General features: G+C 45.5%; 16 protein-coding genes. 8 read left to right on the top strand and 8 right to left on the bottom strand.

Annotation, left to right across the window (positions count from 1 at the left end):
- Positions 1-133: 133 nt before the first annotated feature.
- Positions 134-2407 (bottom strand): aconitate hydratase, encoded by a 2274-nt coding sequence (locus FHS57_RS23235; RefSeq protein ID WP_183977870.1) that lies wholly within the window; start codon positions 2405-2407, stop codon positions 134-136.
- A 251-nt stretch (positions 2408-2658) separates the two neighbouring features.
- On the opposite strand from FHS57_RS23235, the gene FHS57_RS23230 reads away from it, so the two are divergent.
- From FHS57_RS23230 to FHS57_RS23215, 4 genes are all read left to right on the top strand, one after another.
- Positions 2659-3897 carry a NupC/NupG family nucleoside CNT transporter gene (locus FHS57_RS23230; protein ID WP_028526213.1) on the top strand — a complete coding sequence of 413 codons (1239 nt, stop codon included), beginning with the start codon at positions 2659-2661 and terminating at the stop codon, positions 3895-3897.
- Positions 3898-3966: 69 nt separating this feature from the next.
- Positions 3967-4755: a M48 family metalloprotease gene (locus tag FHS57_RS23225; protein ID WP_183977868.1), complete on the top strand. Its 789-nt coding sequence runs from the start codon at positions 3967-3969 to the stop codon at positions 4753-4755.
- On the top strand, positions 4752-6944 hold the full coding sequence (locus FHS57_RS23220; RefSeq protein ID WP_183977865.1) for a S9 family peptidase: 2193 nt from the start codon (positions 4752-4754) through the stop codon (positions 6942-6944). Before FHS57_RS23225 ends, FHS57_RS23220 begins: the two co-directional genes overlap by 4 nt.
- Before the next feature lie 95 nt (positions 6945-7039).
- On the top strand, positions 7040-7645 hold the full coding sequence (locus FHS57_RS23215; protein WP_183977863.1) for a Uma2 family endonuclease: 606 nt from the start codon (positions 7040-7042) through the stop codon (positions 7643-7645).
- A 72-nt stretch (positions 7646-7717) separates the two neighbouring features.
- Here the strand turns inward: FHS57_RS23215 and FHS57_RS23210 are convergent, their stop codons facing one another.
- Entirely contained in the window at positions 7718-8020 is a 303-nt protein-coding gene (locus tag FHS57_RS23210) for a ribosomal protein L7/L12 (RefSeq protein WP_183977861.1), read from the bottom strand.
- A 37-nt stretch (positions 8021-8057) separates the two neighbouring features.
- Positions 8058-8522 carry an ABC transporter permease gene (locus FHS57_RS23205; protein ID WP_221225708.1) on the bottom strand — a complete coding sequence of 155 codons (465 nt, stop codon included), beginning with the start codon at positions 8520-8522 and terminating at the stop codon, positions 8058-8060.
- A 256-nt stretch (positions 8523-8778) separates the two neighbouring features.
- Here FHS57_RS23205 and FHS57_RS23200 point away from each other — a divergent pair, with 256 nt between their 5' ends.
- Together FHS57_RS23200 and FHS57_RS23195 are read left to right on the top strand one after the other, a co-directional pair.
- Complete coding sequence (locus FHS57_RS23200; RefSeq protein WP_183977857.1) at positions 8779-9531, top strand: LytR/AlgR family response regulator transcription factor; 753 nt, start codon at positions 8779-8781, stop codon at positions 9529-9531.
- A gap of 15 nt (positions 9532-9546) precedes the next feature.
- Positions 9547-11406, top strand: coding sequence for a tetratricopeptide repeat-containing sensor histidine kinase (locus FHS57_RS23195; RefSeq protein WP_183977855.1), 1860 nt, complete (start codon positions 9547-9549; stop codon positions 11404-11406).
- Between the two features lie 43 nt (positions 11407-11449).
- On the opposite strand, the gene FHS57_RS23190 is transcribed toward FHS57_RS23195, so the two are convergent.
- Complete coding sequence (locus FHS57_RS23190; RefSeq protein ID WP_183977853.1) at positions 11450-11968, bottom strand: hypothetical protein; 519 nt, start codon at positions 11966-11968, stop codon at positions 11450-11452.
- 103 nt (positions 11969-12071) lie between these two features.
- Positions 12072-13148 carry an NADPH dehydrogenase NamA gene (namA, locus tag FHS57_RS23185; RefSeq protein WP_183977851.1) on the bottom strand — a complete coding sequence of 359 codons (1077 nt, stop codon included), beginning with the start codon at positions 13146-13148 and terminating at the stop codon, positions 12072-12074.
- A gap of 200 nt (positions 13149-13348) precedes the next feature.
- On the opposite strand from namA, the gene FHS57_RS23180 reads away from it, so the two are divergent.
- Together FHS57_RS23180 and FHS57_RS23175 are read left to right on the top strand one after the other, a co-directional pair.
- Positions 13349-14299 carry an RraA family protein gene (locus FHS57_RS23180; RefSeq protein WP_183977849.1) on the top strand — a complete coding sequence of 317 codons (951 nt, stop codon included), beginning with the start codon at positions 13349-13351 and terminating at the stop codon, positions 14297-14299.
- 59 nt (positions 14300-14358) lie between these two features.
- Entirely contained in the window at positions 14359-15633 is a 1275-nt protein-coding gene (locus FHS57_RS23175; protein WP_122930953.1) for a mandelate racemase/muconate lactonizing enzyme family protein, read from the top strand.
- Between the two features lie 47 nt (positions 15634-15680).
- On the opposite strand, the gene FHS57_RS23170 is transcribed toward FHS57_RS23175, so the two are convergent.
- The 3 genes from FHS57_RS23170 to FHS57_RS23160 are packed head-to-tail and all read right to left on the bottom strand — an operon-like array spanning position 15681 to position 19982.
- The gene (locus FHS57_RS23170) at positions 15681-16733 is read right to left on the bottom strand and encodes a hypothetical protein (protein WP_183977847.1); all 1053 of its coding nucleotides are present in this window, start codon (positions 16731-16733) and stop codon (positions 15681-15683) included.
- A gap of 12 nt (positions 16734-16745) precedes the next feature.
- Positions 16746-18629 carry a zinc dependent phospholipase C family protein gene (locus tag FHS57_RS23165; protein WP_183977845.1) on the bottom strand — a complete coding sequence of 628 codons (1884 nt, stop codon included), beginning with the start codon at positions 18627-18629 and terminating at the stop codon, positions 16746-16748.
- A gap of 12 nt (positions 18630-18641) precedes the next feature.
- A complete protein-coding gene (locus FHS57_RS23160) occupies positions 18642-19982 on the bottom strand; it encodes a hypothetical protein (protein ID WP_183977843.1) in 1341 nt (446 codons plus the stop codon).
- Between the last annotated feature and the right edge of the window lie 24 nt (positions 19983-20006).

Below are 20006 nucleotides of genomic sequence, written 5' to 3'. Positions count from 1 at the left end.
GCCAAACTTGGAAGGTCTGTAAGAATGCAAAAAGACCATCCAAATTTGACACAAACTTAATCAGTCAATCTTGGATGGTCTGTAAAAGAAAAAGACTTCCTAAGTTTTGGCAACTTGGGAAGTCTAAATCATATTAATTTCCTGCTACTTGCGCACGAATGATATTAAGGGCCGCACCTGCCTTGAACCACTCGATTTGTTGTTCGTTGTAGGTATGGTTTACCGTAATTTCATCGGTTGAGCCATCAGCGTGGTTGAGAACCAACGTAAGTGGCTTGCCAGGAGCAAATTCTGTCAATCCAACGATGTCGATTGAATCGTCTTCTTTGATTTTGTCATAATCTGCTTTGTCCGCAAACGTCAAGGCCAGCATCCCTTGTTTCTTCAAGTTCGTTTCGTGGATACGGGCAAACGATTTTACCAATACCGCACGAACGCCCAAGTGACGTGGTTCCATCGCCGCGTGCTCGCGTGATGAACCCTCGCCGTAGTTTTCATCTCCAACTACAATCGTGCCCACTCCTGCGGCTTTGTACCCGCGCTGGGTAGCAGGAACTGGCCCGTACTCTCCTGTGACTTGGCTTTTGACGTTGTCCGTTTTTTCATTGAAGAAGTTAACCGCACCAATCAACAAGTTGTTAGAAATGTTATCCAAGTGACCACGGTACTTCAACCATGGACCAGCCATTGAAATGTGGTCAGTTGTACACTTTCCTTTGGCTTTAATCAACAATTTCAAACCTTTAAGGTCAGTACCTTCCCAAGCAGCAAATGGATCAAGCAACTGCAAACGATTTGACGTTGGAGAAACTGCTACTTGAATACCACTACCGTCTTCTGCTGGTGCTTGGTATCCTGCATCCTCTACGTCAAAACCGCGCGGTGGCAATTCGTCACCCGTTGGCGCGTCCAAGGTTACTTGTTCGCCATTTTCGTTGATTAGTGTATCCGTCAATGGGTTGAACGTCAAGTCACCCGCAATGGCCAACGCAGTCACCAATTCTGGAGACGCTACAAACGCCAACGTATTAGGGTTACCATCGGCACGTTTGGCGAAGTTACGGTTGAATGAGTGAACGATGGTGTTACGCTCTTGCTTTTCAGCGCCAACACGTGCCCACATACCGATACAAGGTCCACAAGCGTTAGCAAACACTTTTGCGCCGATTTCATCGAATGTTTCGAGGAAACCATCGCGCTCAATCGTGTAGCGAACTTGCTCAGATCCTGGTGTAATGGTAAATTCAGCCTTGGTTTTAAGATTTTTAGAGGCTACTTGTTTTGCCAATGAAGCCGCACGAGCGATGTCTTCGTACGACGAGTTGGTACAAGAACCAATCAAGCCTACCTCCACTTTGGTTGGCCAGCCGTTGGCCGCAGCGGCTTCTTTCATTTTAGAAATTGGCGTAGCCAAATCTGGAGTGAAAGGCCCGTTCAAGTGTGGCTCAAGGTCCGAAAGGTTGATTTCGATTACTTGATCGAAGTATTTCTCTGGTTCATCATAAACGCCTGCATCCGCCGTAAGGTGTTCTTTAACCGAGTTAGCAAGGTCAGCAACGGCGTCACGACCCGTAGCGCGCAAATAGCGCTCCATCGACTCGTCGTAAGCAAACGTCGAAGTCGTGGCACCGATTTCAGCACCCATGTTACAGATAGTACCTTTACCCGTACACGACATTGAAGTTGCTCCTTCACCGAAGTATTCTACGATCGCACCCGTTCCACCTTTTACAGTAAGGATACCAGCTACTTTCAAGATAACATCTTTTGGAGAAGTCCAGCCATTGAGTTTACCTGTCAATTTAACCCCGATTAATTTAGGGAATTTAAGCTCCCAAGGAAGGCCCGCCATTACGTCGCACGCATCGGCACCACCTACCCCAATCGCAATCATACCCAAACCACCCGCATTTACGGTGTGTGAGTCGGTACCAATCATCATACCGCCTGGGAAAGCGTAGTTTTCAATCACTACTTGGTGAATGATACCCGCCCCTGCTTTCCAGAAACCGATGCCGTATTTATTAGAAACCGACGATAAGAAATCATACACTTCTTGGTTTTCAACTACCGCTTTGCCTAAGTCTTCCGAAGACCCAACTTGGGCAGTAATTAAGTGGTCACAGTGTACTGTTGAAGGAACTGCTACTTTCGGACGGCCAGCCTGCATAAACTGCAACAAGGCCATCTGAGCAGTGGCATCTTGCATAGCTACACGGTCGGGTCCGAAGTCAACGTATGATTTGCCGCGCTCATAAACAGTAGTGGCATCACCTTGGGTAAGGTGAGCGTACAAAATTTTCTCTGTGTAGGTCAAAGGACGTCCTACTACGTTACGAGCCGCCTCCACTCGTTCACCGAGTTTTGCGTAGAGGCCCTGCATCATATCTAAATCGAATAACGCCATGGTATTAATATAGGATGAGTTAATTTTCCAGCCATAAAACTACAAACTGTAAAGCAAAATACCCTAAAATTCTTGCTAAATAGTTGTAGAAAGTCCTACTATCGTTCAAATTTTACCCCAATTTGGGGCAAATTAAGGTAGTATTTTTTGGAAAAAGGGCGAAGAATTACCAAAAAACAAATGCCCTTCCTATCTTTACTCGCTTGATTCAATCAACTTTAAACCTAACTATAAGTCACCAAATACACTTCATGGAACGTTTTACTGGACTCATTGGTATCGTTTTTATCTTGGGCATTGCTTACGCCATGTCTAACAACCGCAAAGCCATCAACTATCGCACGGTTGGCGTAGGGCTCGGTTTGCAGTTTGGCTTGGCCGTATTTATTTTAAAAACGACCGTCGGACAAAATATTTTCGACTGGCTCGGACGTGCTGTCCAAAAAACGCTGAGCTTTTCTGACAAAGGAGCCGAGTTTGTATTTAGTCCGCTGGTCAATGCCACCGTTCTCAGCAAAGCATTTGGTGAAAGCAATAGCTTTATCTTTTTCTTTAGCATTATTCCTACCATCATTTTTGTGGCGGTATTGGTCAATATGCTCTATCACATTGGCCTGATGCAACGCATTGTGGCGGTATTGGCACGCCTGATGAAATGGTTGATGGGCGTCAGCGGTGCTGAAGCTTTGTCAAACGTAGCCTCGGCTTTTGTGGGACAAGTGGAAGCCCAAATCATGATTAAGCCTTATTTAAAAGGGATGACCAACTCGGAACTTTTGGCTTCCATGACGGGTAGCTTTGCCTGTATCGCGGGCGGGGTGATGGCAACGTATATCAAATTAGGTGTACCTGCTCCCTATTTAATTGCGGCCAGTTTGATGGCTGCGCCAGGGGCATTGGTAATTGCCAAAATTGTATTTCCCGAAACAGAAAACTCTGAAACCAAAGGGGTTGTAAAATTAGAAATCAAAAAAGCCCACGCTAATCTCCTCGATGCCATTGCGGCAGGAGCCAGCGAAGGACTTAAAGTAGGGTTCAACGTGGTTGCGATGCTGATTGGTTTTATCGCCTTGATTGGCCTTCTTGATTATTGCCTTGGCAAAGCAGGTGGATTGTTTGCTTTTCCACAATTAAGCCTCGATTTTCTTCTAGGTAAAGTGTTCTCTGTTTTTGCGTGGGCGATGGGTGTTCCAGCCAAAGACGTAGAAGCTGCGGGTTCGTTGATGGGCACCAAAATGGTTATTAACGAGTTTGTAGCCTACCTTGACCTTGTAAAAATCAAAGAAACACTCGACCCCAAAACAATTGCGATTGCCAGTTTTGCCCTTTGTGGTTTTGCCAACTTTAGCTCCATCGCCATTCAAGTAGGTGGCATCAGTGAATTGGCTCCGAGCCGTCGGTCTGACTTGGCACGTTTGGGCTTTAAGGCCCTGATATGTGGCACATTAGCCTCTTACATGTCGGCTACGATTGCGGGGCTTCTATTTTAATACTTTTCACCGTTCAACTTCCCGAAAGTTGTACCTTTCGGGAAGTTCGATTTTCAACCCTAAACATCTATGCAACGTACGCGAATTGGTGGACGGCTTTTGATTGGGATTATCATGGCTGTCGTGGCGCTTTTTGGGTATTTCAGCAAAACCCAAGTCAATCCCGTGACGGGCAAAAAGCAACAAGTAAGTCTCACGCCCGAAGAAGAAGTTGCCATCGGCTTACAAAGTGCGCCCCAAATGGCGGCCGAGTATGGCGGCCTATACCGTGATGAAAAAGTGCAATTTTTGGCCAAAAAAGTAGGGCAAGGCATCGTTCAAAATACCGAAGCCAAAAACTCTCCTTACCAATTTGACTTTCACGTTTTGGCTGACCCCGAAACCATCAACGCGTTTGCCATCCCAGGCGGACAGGTTTTTATCACGATGGGTTTGCTCAAACGACTCAAAACTGAAGACCAATTAGCGGGAGTTTTGGGACACGAAATTGGGCACGTGGTAGGGCGGCATTCGGCCCAGCAAATGGCCAAGCAAGAATTGGTAGGTGGATTGGCAGGAGCGGCTTCGACCGTGATGTCTGACCCAAACTCCCCCAGTAGCGGCGCTTACATCGCCCAGTATGTCGCGAACTTAATGAACCTAAAATACGGACGCGATGACGAATTGGAAGCCGATGATTTTGGGGTTAAGTACATGATTCAAACAGGGCGCGACCCCGAAGCAATGATTCAGGTCATGGAAATTTTGGCCCAAGCTGGTGGCTCCGAGCGCCCCGCCGAGTTTCAAAGCACGCACCCAAATCCCGAAAATCGAATCGTTAAAATAAAAGAAGCAATGGCTAAATACCGTAACCAATGAAACACACCTCATTTTTTCTTTCACTTCTCTTCATCAGCAGTACGTTATTCGCACAATTCAACCGTGGTGTCCAGTGGACCAAAGACGGCAATGCCTATTACCGCGTAGAAAACAAGGAAATTGTCCAGTATAACCTGCCTGATTTGCAAAAAAAAGTGGTCGTAAGTGCCGCTCAACTTACACCAACGGGCAAAACCGACCCTTTGAACGTACGTAGTTACACGTATTCTAACGATTTCCGTAAAGTCCTCATCTATACCAATACCCAACGCGTTTGGCGCTACGATACACGCGGTGATTATTGGGTTTTGGACTTAGATAAAAATACCCTTACCCAAGTCGGGAAAGGCCGCCCCGTTTCGTCGCTTATGTTTGCCAAGTTTTCTCCCGATAGTAAAAAAGTAGCTTACGTAAGTGAGCGAAATGTGTATTCGGAAGACCTTGCCACGGGCAAAATTACCGCACTCACCAAAGACGGCACCACCCGCCTCATCAACGGTACGTTTGACTGGGTATATGAGGAGGAATTTGACTGCCGCGATGGTTTCCGTTGGAGCCCCGACAGCAAAAACATTGCGTATTGGCAAATTGATGCCACCAAAATCCGCAACTTCTTGATGATTAACAATACCGACTCCATTTACGCTTTCAACGTTCCAGTAGAATATCCAAAAGTAGGTGAACGCCCTTCTCCTTACAAAATTGGGGTAGTAAATGCCAACGGTGGCCTCACCAAATGGATGAACACCCCTGGTGACCCTGGCAATACCTACATTCCACGCATGGAATGGGGAAGTGCCAATGAACTCATTATGCAGCAGTTGAACCGTAAACAAAATGAGTCGAGCATCTTGGCAGCCGACATCAAAACTGGAAAAACTACCCAGTTTTATACCGACCGCGACGATGCTTGGGTAGAAACCAAAAGTAGCTATTCGTGGAGCGAAACGCCCGAAGGTTGGGATTGGATCAACGGCGGAAAAGAGTTTTTGTGGATGAGCGAAAAAGACGGCTGGCGTCACATGTACCGCGTAGCCCGCGACGGTAAAAGTGAAAAGTGCATCACTGCTGGCGACTATGACATTATTTCGGTGGTGTTGGTCGATGAAAAAAATAATCAGTTGTATTTTATGGCCTCGCCCGAAAATGCCACGCAGAGTTATTTGTACCGTGCCCCACTCGATGGCAGCAAAAAAGCAGAGCGCGTTACCCCTGCTGACCAGTCGGGCTCGCACCGCTACGACCTCTCCCCTAACGCCATGTGGGCTTCGCATTCGTTTTCCAATGCCAACACATCGCCCATGAATGAGTGGATTCGTTTACCTGAACACAAAGCTTTGAAAGACGCCGACGATATTTCAAAAAAATTAGCAGCCAAAGCCGATGCCCCCAAACGAGTGGAGTTTTTTAAAGTAAAAACCGAAGATGGCATTGAGTTGGATGCTTGGATGGTAAAACCTGCCAACTTTGACCCTACCAAAAAATACCCAATCGTTTTCACAGTTTATGGCGAACCTGCCAGCGCAACCGTCCGCGATAGCTGGGGAACAGGGCGCAATGGACTCTACGCTGGTGACATGGCCAAAGATGGTTACATTTACGCATCGGTTGACAACCGTGGCACACCCTCACCCCGCGGAAGAAACTGGAGAAAAGCCATTTATCGTAAGATTGGCGTCATCAATATTCGTGACATGGCGATGGGCGCCAAAGCTATGTTTGAGAAAAACTCGTTCATTGATACCAGCCGCGTAGCCGTACACGGATGGAGCGGCGGTGGTTCTTCTACCCTCAACTTGTTGTTCCAATACCCTGCCTTGTTCAAAACAGGCATTGCTGTAGCTGCCGTAGCCGACCAATTGACCTACGATAACATTTACCAAGAACGCTACATGGGTATTCCGCAAGAAAACCGTGAAGACTTTGTAGCTGGTTCGCCCATCACGCACGCGCACAAACTACAATCGAACCAAAACCTATTGTACATCCACGGCACGGGCGACGATAACGTTCATTATCAAAATGCTGAGCGATTGGTTAATGAGTTTATCAAGCACAACAAACAGTTTCAGTTTATGCCATACCCTAATCGCTCGCACGGAATTTACGAAGGCGATGGTACGTCGAAGCACTTAAATACACTGTTTACCAACTATTTGAGAGAACACTGCCCAGCAGGAGCAAAATAAAAGTTGCCAAAAGAAAAACTAAAAGCGGCTTACACCTTCATATTGAGGGTAAGCCGCTTTTTTGTATCTTTACCTTGAAATTTTATTGGAACAATATGGGACAACCAGAATATCAGCCACGTTTTAGTATCGAAGAATACCTTGCGTTGGAAAAAGAAACGGACACCAAATACGAATACCACGACGGCGAAGTATATGCCATGGCAGGTGGTACACCTACGCACAGTTTGATTTCAAATAACGTGGGCACCAGTTTAAATATAGCTCTCAGAAAAAAACGTTGCTTTACCTACAACAGCGATTTGCGCGTTGCGACTTCACGCAATCGTTATGTTTACCCCGATGTGACGGTAGTTTGTGGCAAGGTTACTTATTTTGAAGAGTTAAAGAATGCGGCCAATAACCCCGTTGTGATTGTTGAGGTATTGTCACAAGATACTGAAGCCTACGACCGTGGGGGAAAATTTATGCGTTATCGCATGATTGACACCCTAAAAGAGTACGTTTTAGTACACCAATACCTGCCTTTGGTTGAAGTATTTTTCAAAAATACGCTTGACGTTTGGGAATACCGCGCTTACAATAACCTGCAAGATACCGTTCAACTTCATTCAATAGATGTACAACTTTCGCTTGAGGACATTTATTTGGGCGTAGAGTTTTTACCCTTTGACGAAGAAAATTGGAAATTAATTCAGTAAGACCTGACTCAAATGCTAAAAAAACCACCAATACCGAACGTACTGGTGGTTATGCCCAACACCCTATCTACTTTATTTTACTTCCACTTCAGCCCCCGCTGCTTCCAAAGCCGACTTAATCGTTGCGGCTTCTTCTTTGGCAGGAGTTGTCAGAATCGAAACAGGTGCGCTTGCCACAATCGCTTTGGCCTCTTTCTGAGATACACCCAGCATCGACGCTACAACTTTGGTCACGTGCGCTACCGTTTTTTGATTTTTTGGCTGTAATAGGACAACGGTAAAGCACCCTTCTTTTTCATCAACTACTTCTGCTAAAGGTTTGGCAATAAGCATCGTTGAGAACGACAACATAGCAAGGAAAAGAAATGATTTCATATTTGGAGAAAGTTTAAAGTGCAACATTTGTTAATAATTAGTCAGTCAATTCAGCAAAATCTTGCGGGCGAACTTTGAATTTGGGACGTTCTCCTTTAGGCACAATCACAATGAGGTCTGTAGAAACCCGTGAGCCGTTTTTCAACAAATATCCCCCTTCCACTTTGGTCGTAGAGCCATTTACCGTGTACGGAACGTAGAAAGGTTTAGCCTTTACGTTGGCACCTTTAGAAGTCAGGCGCTTTCCAGTTGCATTCGTACATTCAAAACGCGCAATGGCCGACGGGTCACCTTCAAATATACTATTGAGGTTATCTCCTTCTTTTTTGAAATAAATCAACATACACCCACTTTTATTTTGTGCTACGACCGACACTTCATAACGCGAATAGGTCTCTTCGGTACGTTCGTTACGAATGGTGTAACTAAATTCAATACCATTCAATGCAGAGGGCTTGTCTTCCGTCAATTCAAGTGCCGCTTGTGCAAAAGCTACGTTCATTGTCAAAAGGGTTGCGACAAAACTCAATACTATTTTCATTGTAAGAATAGAGGTAATAATTTGATTTAAAATTGATTAGCGATTTGACAGCACAAAAGTACACGGAAGAACTCCGCTGCTTTTGCCCAGTTCACGAAACGTAGGCTACCATCCACCAACTGTTTATTTCAATTCATAAACCCAAAAACAGAGATGCGATTTTTTAAAATATACCAAAACATGAAGTATCTTTAGCCGTTCGTTTCATCCCCTACCTATGCTCGTCAATGCAATTATTGTCGATGATGAACCCTCTGCGCGTTCATTGCTTCGACAAATTCTTTCGGAACACTGCCCTGCTGTACGCGTACTTGAAGAGGCCGCCGACGTAAAATCGGCCGTCAAATTGGTTAATAAACACGCCGTAGATGTGGTATTTTTGGACATCGAAATGCCCGAAGAAAACGGTTTCGCCTTGTTTGACTACTTCAATCAGCCTACTTTTCAGGTTATTTTTTGTACGGCTTATTCGGAATATGCACTCCAGGCATTTGAAGTTTCGGCCGTGGATTACATTCTCAAACCCGTTAGCATTTCAAAACTTGTAGCCGCCGTTGAGAAAGCAACCAAGCTCATTGGACAGCCTCAATTGCCGCAACGCTTCCAAACGTTACGAGAGAATTTAAGCGTTACTACCCTTCAAAAAATAGCCCTTCCGATGTCAGACAGTCTTGTTTTTGTGCAATTGGAGGATATTTTCTTTTTTGAAGCCGATGGCTCCTACACCCACGTCGTCACCAAAAACGGAAAGACATTGGTGAGTAAAAAAATCAAGGAATTTGATGAATTGCTCAGTAACGACGCGCGCTTTTATCGAATTCACCGCTCTTTTTTAATCAATACGCACCAAATTAGAAAATACAACAAAAAAGACGGTGCTTCTGTCGAATTTGAGAACGGTTTGAGTGTGCCCATTGCCCGCGAAAAAGTCAAAGAGTTTGATGATTTTATTGCTGGTATTCGCGTTTAACAATAGCTTCCAATAATGAAACCCTCTATTCTCGTTCTTTTGGTACTCATGACCCAAAGCCTTTGGGGTCAGAAAACGTACGAACAACTGCTCGTTGATATTAAAAAACACAGCCCTCAAGACAGTGTTCGGGTAGAATTGCTCGTGGACGCTTGTGTAGCTGCCACTTTTCGGGCCGATACCTTGGTGTTAAAAATGGCGACAGAAGCCAACCAGTTGTCCAATAAATTGGGTTATGAGTTGGGAAAAATTCGGTCGCTAAACTGCTTGGGGAATTACTATTTTAGCCGTACCCTCAACGACAAAGCGATAAATTTTTACCTCCAAGCGCTCCGAATCGCCGAAAAAAGGAACGATTACTCAAATATTGTCATCGGAAAAAGTAATTTGGCTAACGTTTTTTCTCATAATTTTGAAGACCAAAAATCCATCAAATTATTGAACGAATGTGACCAACTTTTACTCAAAAATGGGCAAGTCTTTACCCAAAATAGAGCGGCTATTTTGACTAATTTGGCCAATTCTTACTTTCAATTAAAACAATACCCCAAAGCGATTCAAACCTACAACGAGGTTCTTGCTATTTGTCAAAAATTGAACATCGGTTTTGGACTTGCGCTTACGCTCGACAACCTTGGCAAAACCTATTTTGAGTTAAAACAATACCCCAAAGCCCTTGATTATTTTGAAAAAGCCAAGATTGAAATAGAAAAACACCGCGTTGATTTTGTCAGGGGGAAAAACCTCAATAACATAGGTAAAACCTACTCTGCGCTTGGTAATTCTACCAAAGGGCTAACGTTTTTGCAACAAGCCAAGGCCATTGCCCTTCAAAATCAGGACAATGAGGCGCTTCGAGATATTTATTTTGCAATGCAAAAAGGATTCGCCCAAACCAATCAATTTAAAGCCGCTTTCGAGCATTTAGAAAAATATAGTATCCTGAAAGACAGCGCATTTAGTTCGGAGAAAAACAAAACCATCCAAGAACTTAATACCAAATACGAAACCGAAAAAAAGGACAGCGAAATCAAATCGTTGGCTCAACAAAAACAAATTTCGGAGCTTGAATCGGGAAGAAAAACGGCCATTATTTATACCATTCTGGCGTTCTTACTGATTGGAAGTATTTTGGCCTACGCGTTGTTTATGCGTTTTAAAACCCAAAAACAAAACGAACTCCTCACCACCCAACTCGAAGAAGCGCAACGCCGCATTGAAATTGAACAAAAAGCGACCGAAAGCGAACTGAAAGCCCTAAAAAGCCAGATGAATCCCCACTTTATGTTCAATGCCCTCAATAGCATTCAAGAACAGTTTATGTACGGTGACAAAACCCTTGCCAATGAGCAAATGGGGAATTTTACCTACCTTACTCGCCAAATTTTAAGTATTTCAGGAAAAAAACGCATCACGCTGGCCACCGAAATTGAGCTTCTTACGAAATATCTTGAACTCGAAAAAATGCGCTTTTCGGAAGGTTTCAGCTACAAAATTTCACTCGATAATCAATTAGATGAAGATTATCACCAACTTCCGCCCATGTTGATTCAGCCCTTCGTTGAAAATAGCATCAAACACGGATTGTTGCATAAAAATGGCGACAAACGGTTGTCAATCATGTTTTCGATGGACGAAACGGAAGAACATATCATTTGCGTAGTAGAGGATAACGGTGTCGGAAGGGCAAAATCAGCAGAAATAAAACAAAAACGATTCGCTTCGCACGAATCGTTTTCAACGGCTGCCACTTCCGAGCGGCTTAGGCTTTTAAGTTCGTCCTTAAACTCCCAAGAATTGATGCATTACGACGATTTACTAGATGAACTAGGGCAAAGCTTGGGCACGCGTGTCACGCTCAAAATTCCACTTTAGGACAACAATTTTGAGTACGCAGCGTCGCAAAGACCCAGCTAGTTTAGAATTGCTCTTTTACAAAGGCCGCAATCTCGGCTTGTCCTTCGGCATCGAGGGTAGTTCCAAATTGGGCTAACCATTCTTGCGGCAGCACCTTCGTCTGCATTTTAAGCAGACCTACCCCCATTGCCAAAAATTGTTGAAGGGAAGGCAAACCACGAATACTCAAAAACATGTCATCCGTAATTTTCAAGGAAGAGTAGCCCTCCCGAAACCCCTCCAATTCTTTCATACCCTCCTCCACAAAACCACTATCTCGCAAAGCGCACATAAAATAAAAGTGCATCATTCCAACCGAAAGGCCATCGGGGTTTGATTCTTTGTCTGCCAAAGTCGTGGCTTTGGCCAATGCTTCTTGTCCTTGGGGAAGTTGCCGCGCCATAACGGCACAAGTGGCCACATTAAACCAGTTTTCAGCACGATTATCGTTTGCTGCAACTTCTTCAAAAAGGGGCAAAGCTTTGTTAAACTCTTGTTTTTCAAAAAAATTGAGCGCTTTTTTTTGGGTATTTTTTGGCATTGATTTTAGAGAATTTCACAAAATGACAAACTAGCAAATGACAATTCTTTTCAACTTCGCGCCTTTGCGTGAATGGACACTTCACGCAAAAGCGCTATCCAATCTAGCTCCGTTTTCCTCTCAAATATTGAACAGGCACTTCTACGTCCTCTCCTAGCTCATACGCGGCATTTTGGGCAAAATAAGGGTTTCTCAAAATTTCTCGTGCCAAAAAAATCAAATCGGCTTTGCCCGTTTGAAGGATTTCATTGGCTTGTTCTGCCGACGTAATTAGCCCTACTGCTCCCGTTTTAATTCCCGTTTCAGCTTTAATCTGTTCGGCAAATGGTACTTGGTAATTGGGGGCAATGGGAATCGCGGAAGGAGCAACAAAACCACCCGTTGAGCAGTCAATGAGGTCCACTCCTGCGTCCTTCAACAAATGCGCCAATCGCACCGAATCATCAGCCGTCCAGCCATCTTCCCGCCAATCGGTGGCCGAAATGCGCACAAAAAGGGGTGTTTCGGACGTAATTATTTCTTTCACAGCCTCTACCACTTGGAGCAATAACCGTACTCGGTTTTCAAAACTACCACCGTATTCGTCGGTACGGTGATTGGCCACGGGAGATAAAAACTCGTTCAATAAATACCCATGCGCCGCGTGAATTTCAATGACATCAAACCCTGCCTCTAGCGCCCGTTGGGTCGCTTTTTTAAAATCCAAAATTACCTTTTCAATGTCGGGAGTTGATAATTCTTGCGAGTACGTTTGATGGTCGCTCAACAAGGTCGCACTGGGTGAAACAGGTACCCAACCCCCATTTTCTACCGAAACGTAGCGCCCACCGTTCCAAGGCACTGCCGAACTTGCTTTGTAGCCCGCGTGGGCCAGTTGTACACCTGACATTGCTCCTTGGCTATGAATAAAGCGATTAATCCGACGAAGGGGTTCGATGTGGTCATCTGACCAAATTCCCAAATCGCCCGCCGAAATGCGCCCTTCAGGGGACACGGCCATTGCTTCCGTGATAATCAGGCCCGTACCGCCTACCGCGCGGCTGCCCAAATGAACCAAATGCCAATCATCCGCAAAACCATCGGTGGCTGAGTACTGGCACATGGGCGACATTACAATTCTATTTTTGAGGGTAATTCCCTTTATTTTCAGGGGTGAAAAAAGTATATTTTCCGTCGTCATGGTTGAATCTGTGTTTCTCCCAAAACCTTTTTTGGGGGGTGAATAGTTTCGTAGCAGTTAAATACAGAAGCATGGCTAAAGATTGGGCAATCTAAACCTAGCTTTTTTGTTTCACATTCATCCTATACGGATAAAGTAAGTTGAACTATAACCCTTCTTTTATAGTCGTAGATTCGTAACCTTAACCATCATCAGTAATCATGAAATTCGTATCCCTTTGTAAGGTGCTACTGCTATGCAGTTGCCTTTATTTTCCTGCTTTTGCCCAACAAATTTCCAAAGAAGAGCTCCTGTTTCTCACCCCCGAATGGAAAGGCGAACGCTTTGCCGATGGCCGCCCCAAAGTGCCCGATGCCATTTTAAAACGAATGCGTTTGGTTACCCACGAAGAAGCTTGGGCCGTTATGAAAGGTGAAAACTTTCGCTATCAATACGCCGAAGGTTGGCAATGTATTAATCCCGATAGCGTGCTGATTGGACGGGCGCTTACGGCTACTTTTATGCCTGGACGCCCTGATGTTCATCGGGTTATTGACAAAAAAGGGCACGAAAAAGACGGACGTATCAAATCTCAAAACGCCTGGCCGATTGACATGCTCGTCAGAGGAGACGTGTACGTGGTTGACCAGCTAGGTGCCCACGAAAACGGCCCGACGATTGGTGACAATTTGGGAAATTCTATTTATGCCAAAACGGGCAATGGAATTGTTTATGAAGGTGCTATCCGTGACATTGCAGGGCTAAAAGAAATTGGTGGATTTACCTCTTTTTTTCGGAGCTACCACCCTTCGCATCACCTCAACAACCCTGACGGTGACTTAAATACGACCCTCGTGGCCATCAACCGCCCAACCCGCATCGGAAAAGTCATGGTGATACCAGGCGATATTGTACTTGGTCGCGATGGTGCTGTCACTTTTATACCCCCTCATTTGGCCGAAAAAGTAGTTACGGTTTCCGAAATTGTTCGTCTGCGTGACATGTTTGGGCACGAACGTCTCCGTCAACAAAAATATACCCCTGGGCAAATTGACAACCGCTGGTCTGACGAAATTGAAAAGGACTTTTCGCAATGGTTGAACGCCCACATCAACGAATTGCCCGTTCCCAAAGAGCAAATTCAGGAATACCTCAAAAAACGGACGTGGTAGCCTCCCCGACTTCAGTTGCAACATTACCTATCAGTTTACATAAACCTCATCAGTACCTCATGACATCACGCCGTAACTTTTTAACCAAGGGCGCTATTTCGGCGGCGCTTGGCTTATCGACCCTCCAAAGTTTTGGACAAGGACTGGAAACCGCCATCGAACGGACACCCCTTTCGTCGGCCCCTTCAGACCTAAAAATCACTGACATCAAATGCGGATTTATTCGTGGCGGGCACAGCTTGTTTGTGAAGATTTATACCAACCAAGGAATTTACGGCTGCGGCGAAGGCGTTGACGCAACCCCAGGGACGTACCACTTGGTCAAAATGATGGGCGACCGTATCAAGGGAAAAAGCCCACTCAACGTACACCGACTTTTTGAGGACATTCGTCGTTCGGGCTATTTTGAAGGGTCACAAGCGGGCATGTACATTGCGGTACTTTCTGCCGTCGAAACGGCGCTTTGGGACCTCACAGGCAAAGCCCTCGGACTTCCTGTGTATCAGTTGTTAGGCGGAAAGTTTCGGGATAAAATTCGCGTTTACTGCGATACAGGTGCCTACCGTACCAGCGGCCCCACACCCGATGATTTTGCCAAAGCGGCCAAAAATGCCGCAAAAATGGGTTTTACGGCCGTAAAATTTGACATTGACGAACGCAACGACCCCAATAAATTTGATTCGTACAACTGGACGGCCAGCAATGGCGAACTCGAACGGATGTACAACCAAATCGCTGCCGTTCGGGAAGCAGTAGGCCCTAAGGTCGATATTTGTGTTGATATGCACGGACGATATGACACCACAACGGGCAAACGTGTAGCCAAAATGATGGAGCCTTTGAAGCTATTGTTTTTGGAAGAGCCCTTTCCCGCCGACAATCCTGAAGCCTATAAAATTGTCCGCGATTCAACCCAAACGCCCATTTGTGCGGGAGAAAACCACTATTTAGCCCACGGTTTTCGTAAATTATTGGAATTAGGAGCGGTTGACATCGTCATGCCCGATTTGCAAAAAGCAGGCGGACTCGGCGAAGGCCAGCGGATTGCCAACCTGTCAAACCTCTATTACGTCCCTTTTGCGCCGCACATGGTAGCGTCGTATTTGGGAGCAATGGCGGCTTCTCACGTGTGCGCAACCGTGCCCAATTTCCTCATTTTGGAATGGCAAATTTACTTCCACGAAGACCCGATGTTTAAGGAAATTGTCACGTTCGACGGCCCCATGGTGAAGGACGGCTACATTCCACTTTCAGAAAAACCTGGCATTGGCGTTGACATCAACGAAGAAGGAATGCGAAAATACGCCCCCAAAGGCGTTCCTTTTTTTGAGTAAATAAAATTTCCCCAACCTCACTATTAAAAAGGGTTGGGGAAATTAACCTAAGCCGTCACTACAAAACGAATTCCACCCACCACCTTGTTTTGGTCAGCATCTGTTAGTTCAATATCGACCACTACGGCTTCGTTGTTTTTAAGTTTAAAATCAGGAATCGCCACCTCTAGCTCTCTTGTACCTTTCTCCAATTTAAAATCCCACAAATTTTTTCGCACAGGAGCCAAAACGGCCAAGTTAGCAACCTCTAAAGCGGGATTTCTTACCAATAAGGCACGGTTTGGGGTAGTTGCTCGCATTCTATTTATCTCAATTCCTGCGTTTACTTTTAAGGGTTTAATTGAAAATTCGGGGAGAACTACAGCCTGAAGGGGCGAGATTAGTCTCCGAAGCTGCGGTATTCGCGTGCCTTTAATGACGTCCATTTTACGCGGTACCACTTTAACTTGAAAGTTTTTCTGAGCCGCAAACTCGTTTGTCATCAGCACTTTAACAAAATTATTTTGCTGAATAATGTTCAGATTTTGCTGACCAATGTGCCTATCTTCTACCACAGGAAAAGTAGTAGCTGAACTGGGCAAATCATTATTGACAAAACTAAACACCCTTGCAAAAAGACACCGATGCCCAATCATGGTGGAGGTTGCCACAATTGGGAACGAAAGGGTAGTATCGCCTTGGGCTTGCACTTGTGCCGTTTGTACGCCCAATAATGTGCCGTGTATGGGATCAAAACCCAAGGATGGATTGCAGATAAAGAGTTCAACGTGGCACGAATAACAGGGCAAATCACCACCGTTCCGAACGGTAACGGCAATTTGGTAGTTTTTTCCTGCTACCAACTGGTTATTGGCAATGGGCGTTGTTCCGTCAAAAATTTCAATATCGGGGCTCATCCAAAACACCGTACCACTGGGCATGGGGCGGTTGCCCGTATCCGAATCATACCCTTTGATGTACAAAAATGTTTTATCACGATAGGGCTTGGGCGGGCGCTTTTCGTGCTGACGCATTTCTTTAAAATCACGGCTATTCTGAAAAATTTCTATGTTTTTCTTGGCCTTTTGACGACGCTCACGAATAAATTTAAGGGTGTCCATAAGAAGTTTGGTTTAGAGAATAGTAGAAGAATTTGGACTGATGATGTCGGTCTGAACGTGCTTCACCGTTTCACTGGGCAACACTGCCACCGTCGGCGCAGCAGGGTCGTTGAGCGCCGTATCGTCCTTAACTTTGCGCCAGCACAAATACCCCACTCCCCTATCTCCGTCCAAATTAAAATCAGGAATCTTTTCACCACTTAGGAACTCACGGTACAGAAAAACCGAAAAATCAATGGCATTCCCGAGCGTGTCTCCTACCACTTTTCGCTCCATGCGGTCAAACCGAATCTGAATGTCGGAGGGGGTATCAGTGGGTGCAATTTTGTCCCTAAACTCCTTCAGTTCTTTATAAATCTCCTTTTCAAATTTGATTTGTCCTTGAATATAATGCAAATTGGTGGCCTTGTAGTAGCTACTCGGCGCGCCCGTCGTGGCATCGGGTTCGAGCTTGGCAAGCGCTGGTACAGGATACACCAAGTGGCAATCTTGCTCCAAACCTTCCACCTCAAAAAATCGCGTGGGATACATTGCAAGCAAACTATTGGCGGTTTGTCCCATGTTGTCGGGTAAATAACTCGCTACCGTATGTTTTGACAAATAATGCCCCAACTGTGCTTTGGTAGGAAAAGCAAGGCCGTTCAGCACCACTCCTTGATAGAAATTCATGAAGGCATGGTAGAGGCTTTCGTAGGCCAGAGAAATCAAAAATCGGATGGGGGCTGCGCCCAGAGTAGTGATAGCACCCGCCAAAAAGTCAATCAATGCCGCCGCCAACAACGCTCCACCAAGTACCAATGCCGCTAAAAACTCTAGAATAGACGCCAAGCTAAAATCACCTGGAGCGGCACCCGACACCATGTCACCAATGTCACCTACGTTGTCGGTAAACGTTTCCCAAACTTCCGCAATTTCGGCCGTAAACGAATAAGGCACTGGCGGAGGCAACTCCCCACTTTGCGTCGTATTTTTAAACCATTTTAGCCACATTCGATACACATCATCGAGGTCTTCCTCGGTCATTTCAGCCCCATATTGCGAGTCGTTATTTTTGAAATAGACTTCTTTGATACTTTTCAAAATGAGGTTTCTCACCCCATCGGGCAGCTTTGTTTCACTCCCCATCACGTAGTCTTTCCAAAGGTTACTTTCTACAAACTCTTCTCCCGAGCGCATTTCCTTAAAAGCGTAGGTATCTTGGTGATTCTCCACAAATTTGTGGCGCTGGGCGTGGGTTCGGTACGGCCCTCCCGACATGATATTGACAAACGGATGCCCCACCGTATCCGCTGCAAAGTGGGTCAAATAACCAATGGCGTAAGCGTGTTCGGCTGTGCCAGGTGTCGCATTTTTGAGCAGGGTTTGAGCAAACTGTCCCGTGCGCCGATAATGCAGCGTATCGAACCACCACCAACTATCATGGGGTTGTCCCACGTCCTGAATCGGGTGTTTAAGCTGATTAAAAACATTGACCGTGTCGGTCAAATACTTAATCGCCGCTTGTTGTAAAGTCGATTGTAACAGCCCCAGCAATGCCTGCGACTCGCCCAAAAGTTGTTGGATTTCGGTGATGGTCGAGGAACGTGCCGCGACGTTATCCCAAACCGCTTCGAGGGTTTCTACAGCCTCAATTAATTCAGGGGGAATGATTTTCAAAATTTCTTTTTTGAATTCTTCCATAAAATCCACCGCGTCAAAATACAACCTGACGAGTGTGCGTAGTTCGGGACTCAAATCTTTGGTGTTGAAAAACAAAGGATCGGGGCCTTGGGCACCAAAATGTAAATACGGGGCAAAATCAGCTAGTAATTTTGCGGCGTCGGGAGTCAGATGAAGGGCGTCTATGCGTTTAGCCACTTCATCCGAAACCAAGTGATGGACAGCTGGACCTGGCATAATTTTAGAGCGTTAACGTTGGGAGTTTATTTTTTGCAAAGCACCATTGTATTTAAACATCAGTGGAGTAACCCGCTGCACTTCAAGCGATTGTGGAGACACTTTTGTGTAGGTCGAAATTTTTTGCTTGTACGTTTTTTCAACTTGGGCTGGCGAAACGGTCATCAATTGAGGTGAAACGCGCACGTAAATGTCCTTCACGTTGATTTTTTTCTCCTCTTGCATTTTCGCCAAGGTGGCTATTTTCAAAAAATCATACTTAGAATACCAACCTGGGTAAAATGGCTTTTTTGGCCCCGACGGGCTACTTGGTTTACAATCTGCCACCAGCGGGTCTGACGTTGGAATCGTTTCGGGCGTGGGTGCGGGTGGATAAAGAATCACCGAAATCTCGTTGATAGCCATTTGCTTACTTCGCGCTACTTCGGCACTGACCGTGGCTACGCGGCACATGTCAAGGGCTTCGAGGGCTTTCATGCCAATAATATGCAAATCGGCAGTGCTTGCTCCGTTGTTTTTTTGGGTCACGAATTGGGCATAATAAGCGTCGCCATCTTCGCAGTACTTTTCCCATTTGGGGATTTTAATCTCTTTTCCTGCGATTTTGGCCATGGCCGAACTTGACAGCAGCACCGTGCCCATCCCGATCATTACCACTGTTACAAACCCCATCACTATTTTTTGGTGGGTTTGCATCCGATTGATGTTTTGTTTGTACAGGGTACGCACCATCCAAAAAAGTAAAATAAAAATAGCCACCAATAACCCGATACGTATGGCATTTTCGAGGGTTTTGTCAAGCACAACCACCACACTATTTGTACCTTGGTCAATAATTTCAACGGCCCCAATGCGCACTCTGTCAATCGTTTGTTGGATGACGACCGAGGTTTTATCAATGAGCTCAATCATGGTATCTTTGATTTGTGCAATCCGTTTTGCCAAGACCTCGTCAAGGCATTTGACGGCATCGCGTACCATTTGATTGACCTCCGCCAGCAGTTTTCGAGCTTCTTGGGTGAGGGTTTGAATAATGGCGCGAATCTCGGCAGAGGCCGCCTTCAAGACGTCGATGGAGGCATCTTTGATGTTGCTAATTTGCTGCGTAATTTTATCATTCAGCTCATCTACCGTTCGCCGTAGCTCAATCCCCAACTGCCCCGTTAGCCCTTGCGTAACGTCTTCGAGTTGCTGAATCAAACGCTGAAGTTCTTCAATCGGGATTTTTACATCCACATCGGCATCGGCCATGGCACGGCCCATTTTTAGAGGAAATAGGCATAAAATAAACGACATTCCCCAAAGCATAACCTTGAGTTGTCGATACGACACATCGAATTGGGTTGACTTCATAACATGAAAGTTTAGGTGTAAAAC

The organism is Runella defluvii (assembly GCF_014195535.1).
Classification (GTDB): domain Bacteria; phylum Bacteroidota; class Bacteroidia; order Cytophagales; family Spirosomataceae; genus Runella; species Runella defluvii.
The sequence above is the reverse complement of the archived record's forward strand: the minus strand, read 5'-3'. Positions and strand labels throughout refer to the sequence as shown.

Coding starts and splice junctions, on each gene's coding strand:
- FHS57_RS23200 (WP_183977857.1), top strand. CDS start 8,779: ATGCTCGTCAATGCAATTATTGTCGATGATGAACCCTCTGCGCGTTCA.
- FHS57_RS23160 (WP_183977843.1), bottom strand. CDS start 19,982: ATGAAGTCAACCCAATTCGATGTGTCGTATCGACAACTCAAGGTTATG.
- FHS57_RS23195 (WP_183977855.1), top strand. CDS start 9,547: ATGAAACCCTCTATTCTCGTTCTTTTGGTACTCATGACCCAAAGCCTT.
- FHS57_RS23190 (WP_183977853.1), bottom strand. CDS start 11,968: ATGCCAAAAAATACCCAAAAAAAAGCGCTCAATTTTTTTGAAAAACAA.
- FHS57_RS23220 (WP_183977865.1), top strand. CDS start 4,752: ATGAAACACACCTCATTTTTTCTTTCACTTCTCTTCATCAGCAGTACG.
- FHS57_RS23230 (WP_028526213.1), top strand. CDS start 2,659: ATGGAACGTTTTACTGGACTCATTGGTATCGTTTTTATCTTGGGCATT.
- FHS57_RS23165 (WP_183977845.1), bottom strand. CDS start 18,629: ATGCCAGGTCCAGCTGTCCATCACTTGGTTTCGGATGAAGTGGCTAAA.
- FHS57_RS23225 (WP_183977868.1), top strand. CDS start 3,967: ATGCAACGTACGCGAATTGGTGGACGGCTTTTGATTGGGATTATCATG.
- FHS57_RS23170 (WP_183977847.1), bottom strand. CDS start 16,733: ATGGACACCCTTAAATTTATTCGTGAGCGTCGTCAAAAGGCCAAGAAA.
- FHS57_RS23175 (WP_122930953.1), top strand. CDS start 14,359: ATGACATCACGCCGTAACTTTTTAACCAAGGGCGCTATTTCGGCGGCG.
- FHS57_RS23235 (WP_183977870.1), bottom strand. CDS start 2,407: ATGGCGTTATTCGATTTAGATATGATGCAGGGCCTCTACGCAAAACTC.
- FHS57_RS23215 (WP_183977863.1), top strand. CDS start 7,040: ATGGGACAACCAGAATATCAGCCACGTTTTAGTATCGAAGAATACCTT.
- namA (WP_183977851.1), bottom strand. CDS start 13,148: ATGACGACGGAAAATATACTTTTTTCACCCCTGAAAATAAAGGGAATT.
- FHS57_RS23180 (WP_183977849.1), top strand. CDS start 13,349: ATGAAATTCGTATCCCTTTGTAAGGTGCTACTGCTATGCAGTTGCCTT.
- FHS57_RS23205 (WP_221225708.1), bottom strand. CDS start 8,522: ATGAACGTAGCTTTTGCACAAGCGGCACTTGAATTGACGGAAGACAAG.
- FHS57_RS23210 (WP_183977861.1), bottom strand. CDS start 8,020: ATGAAATCATTTCTTTTCCTTGCTATGTTGTCGTTCTCAACGATGCTT.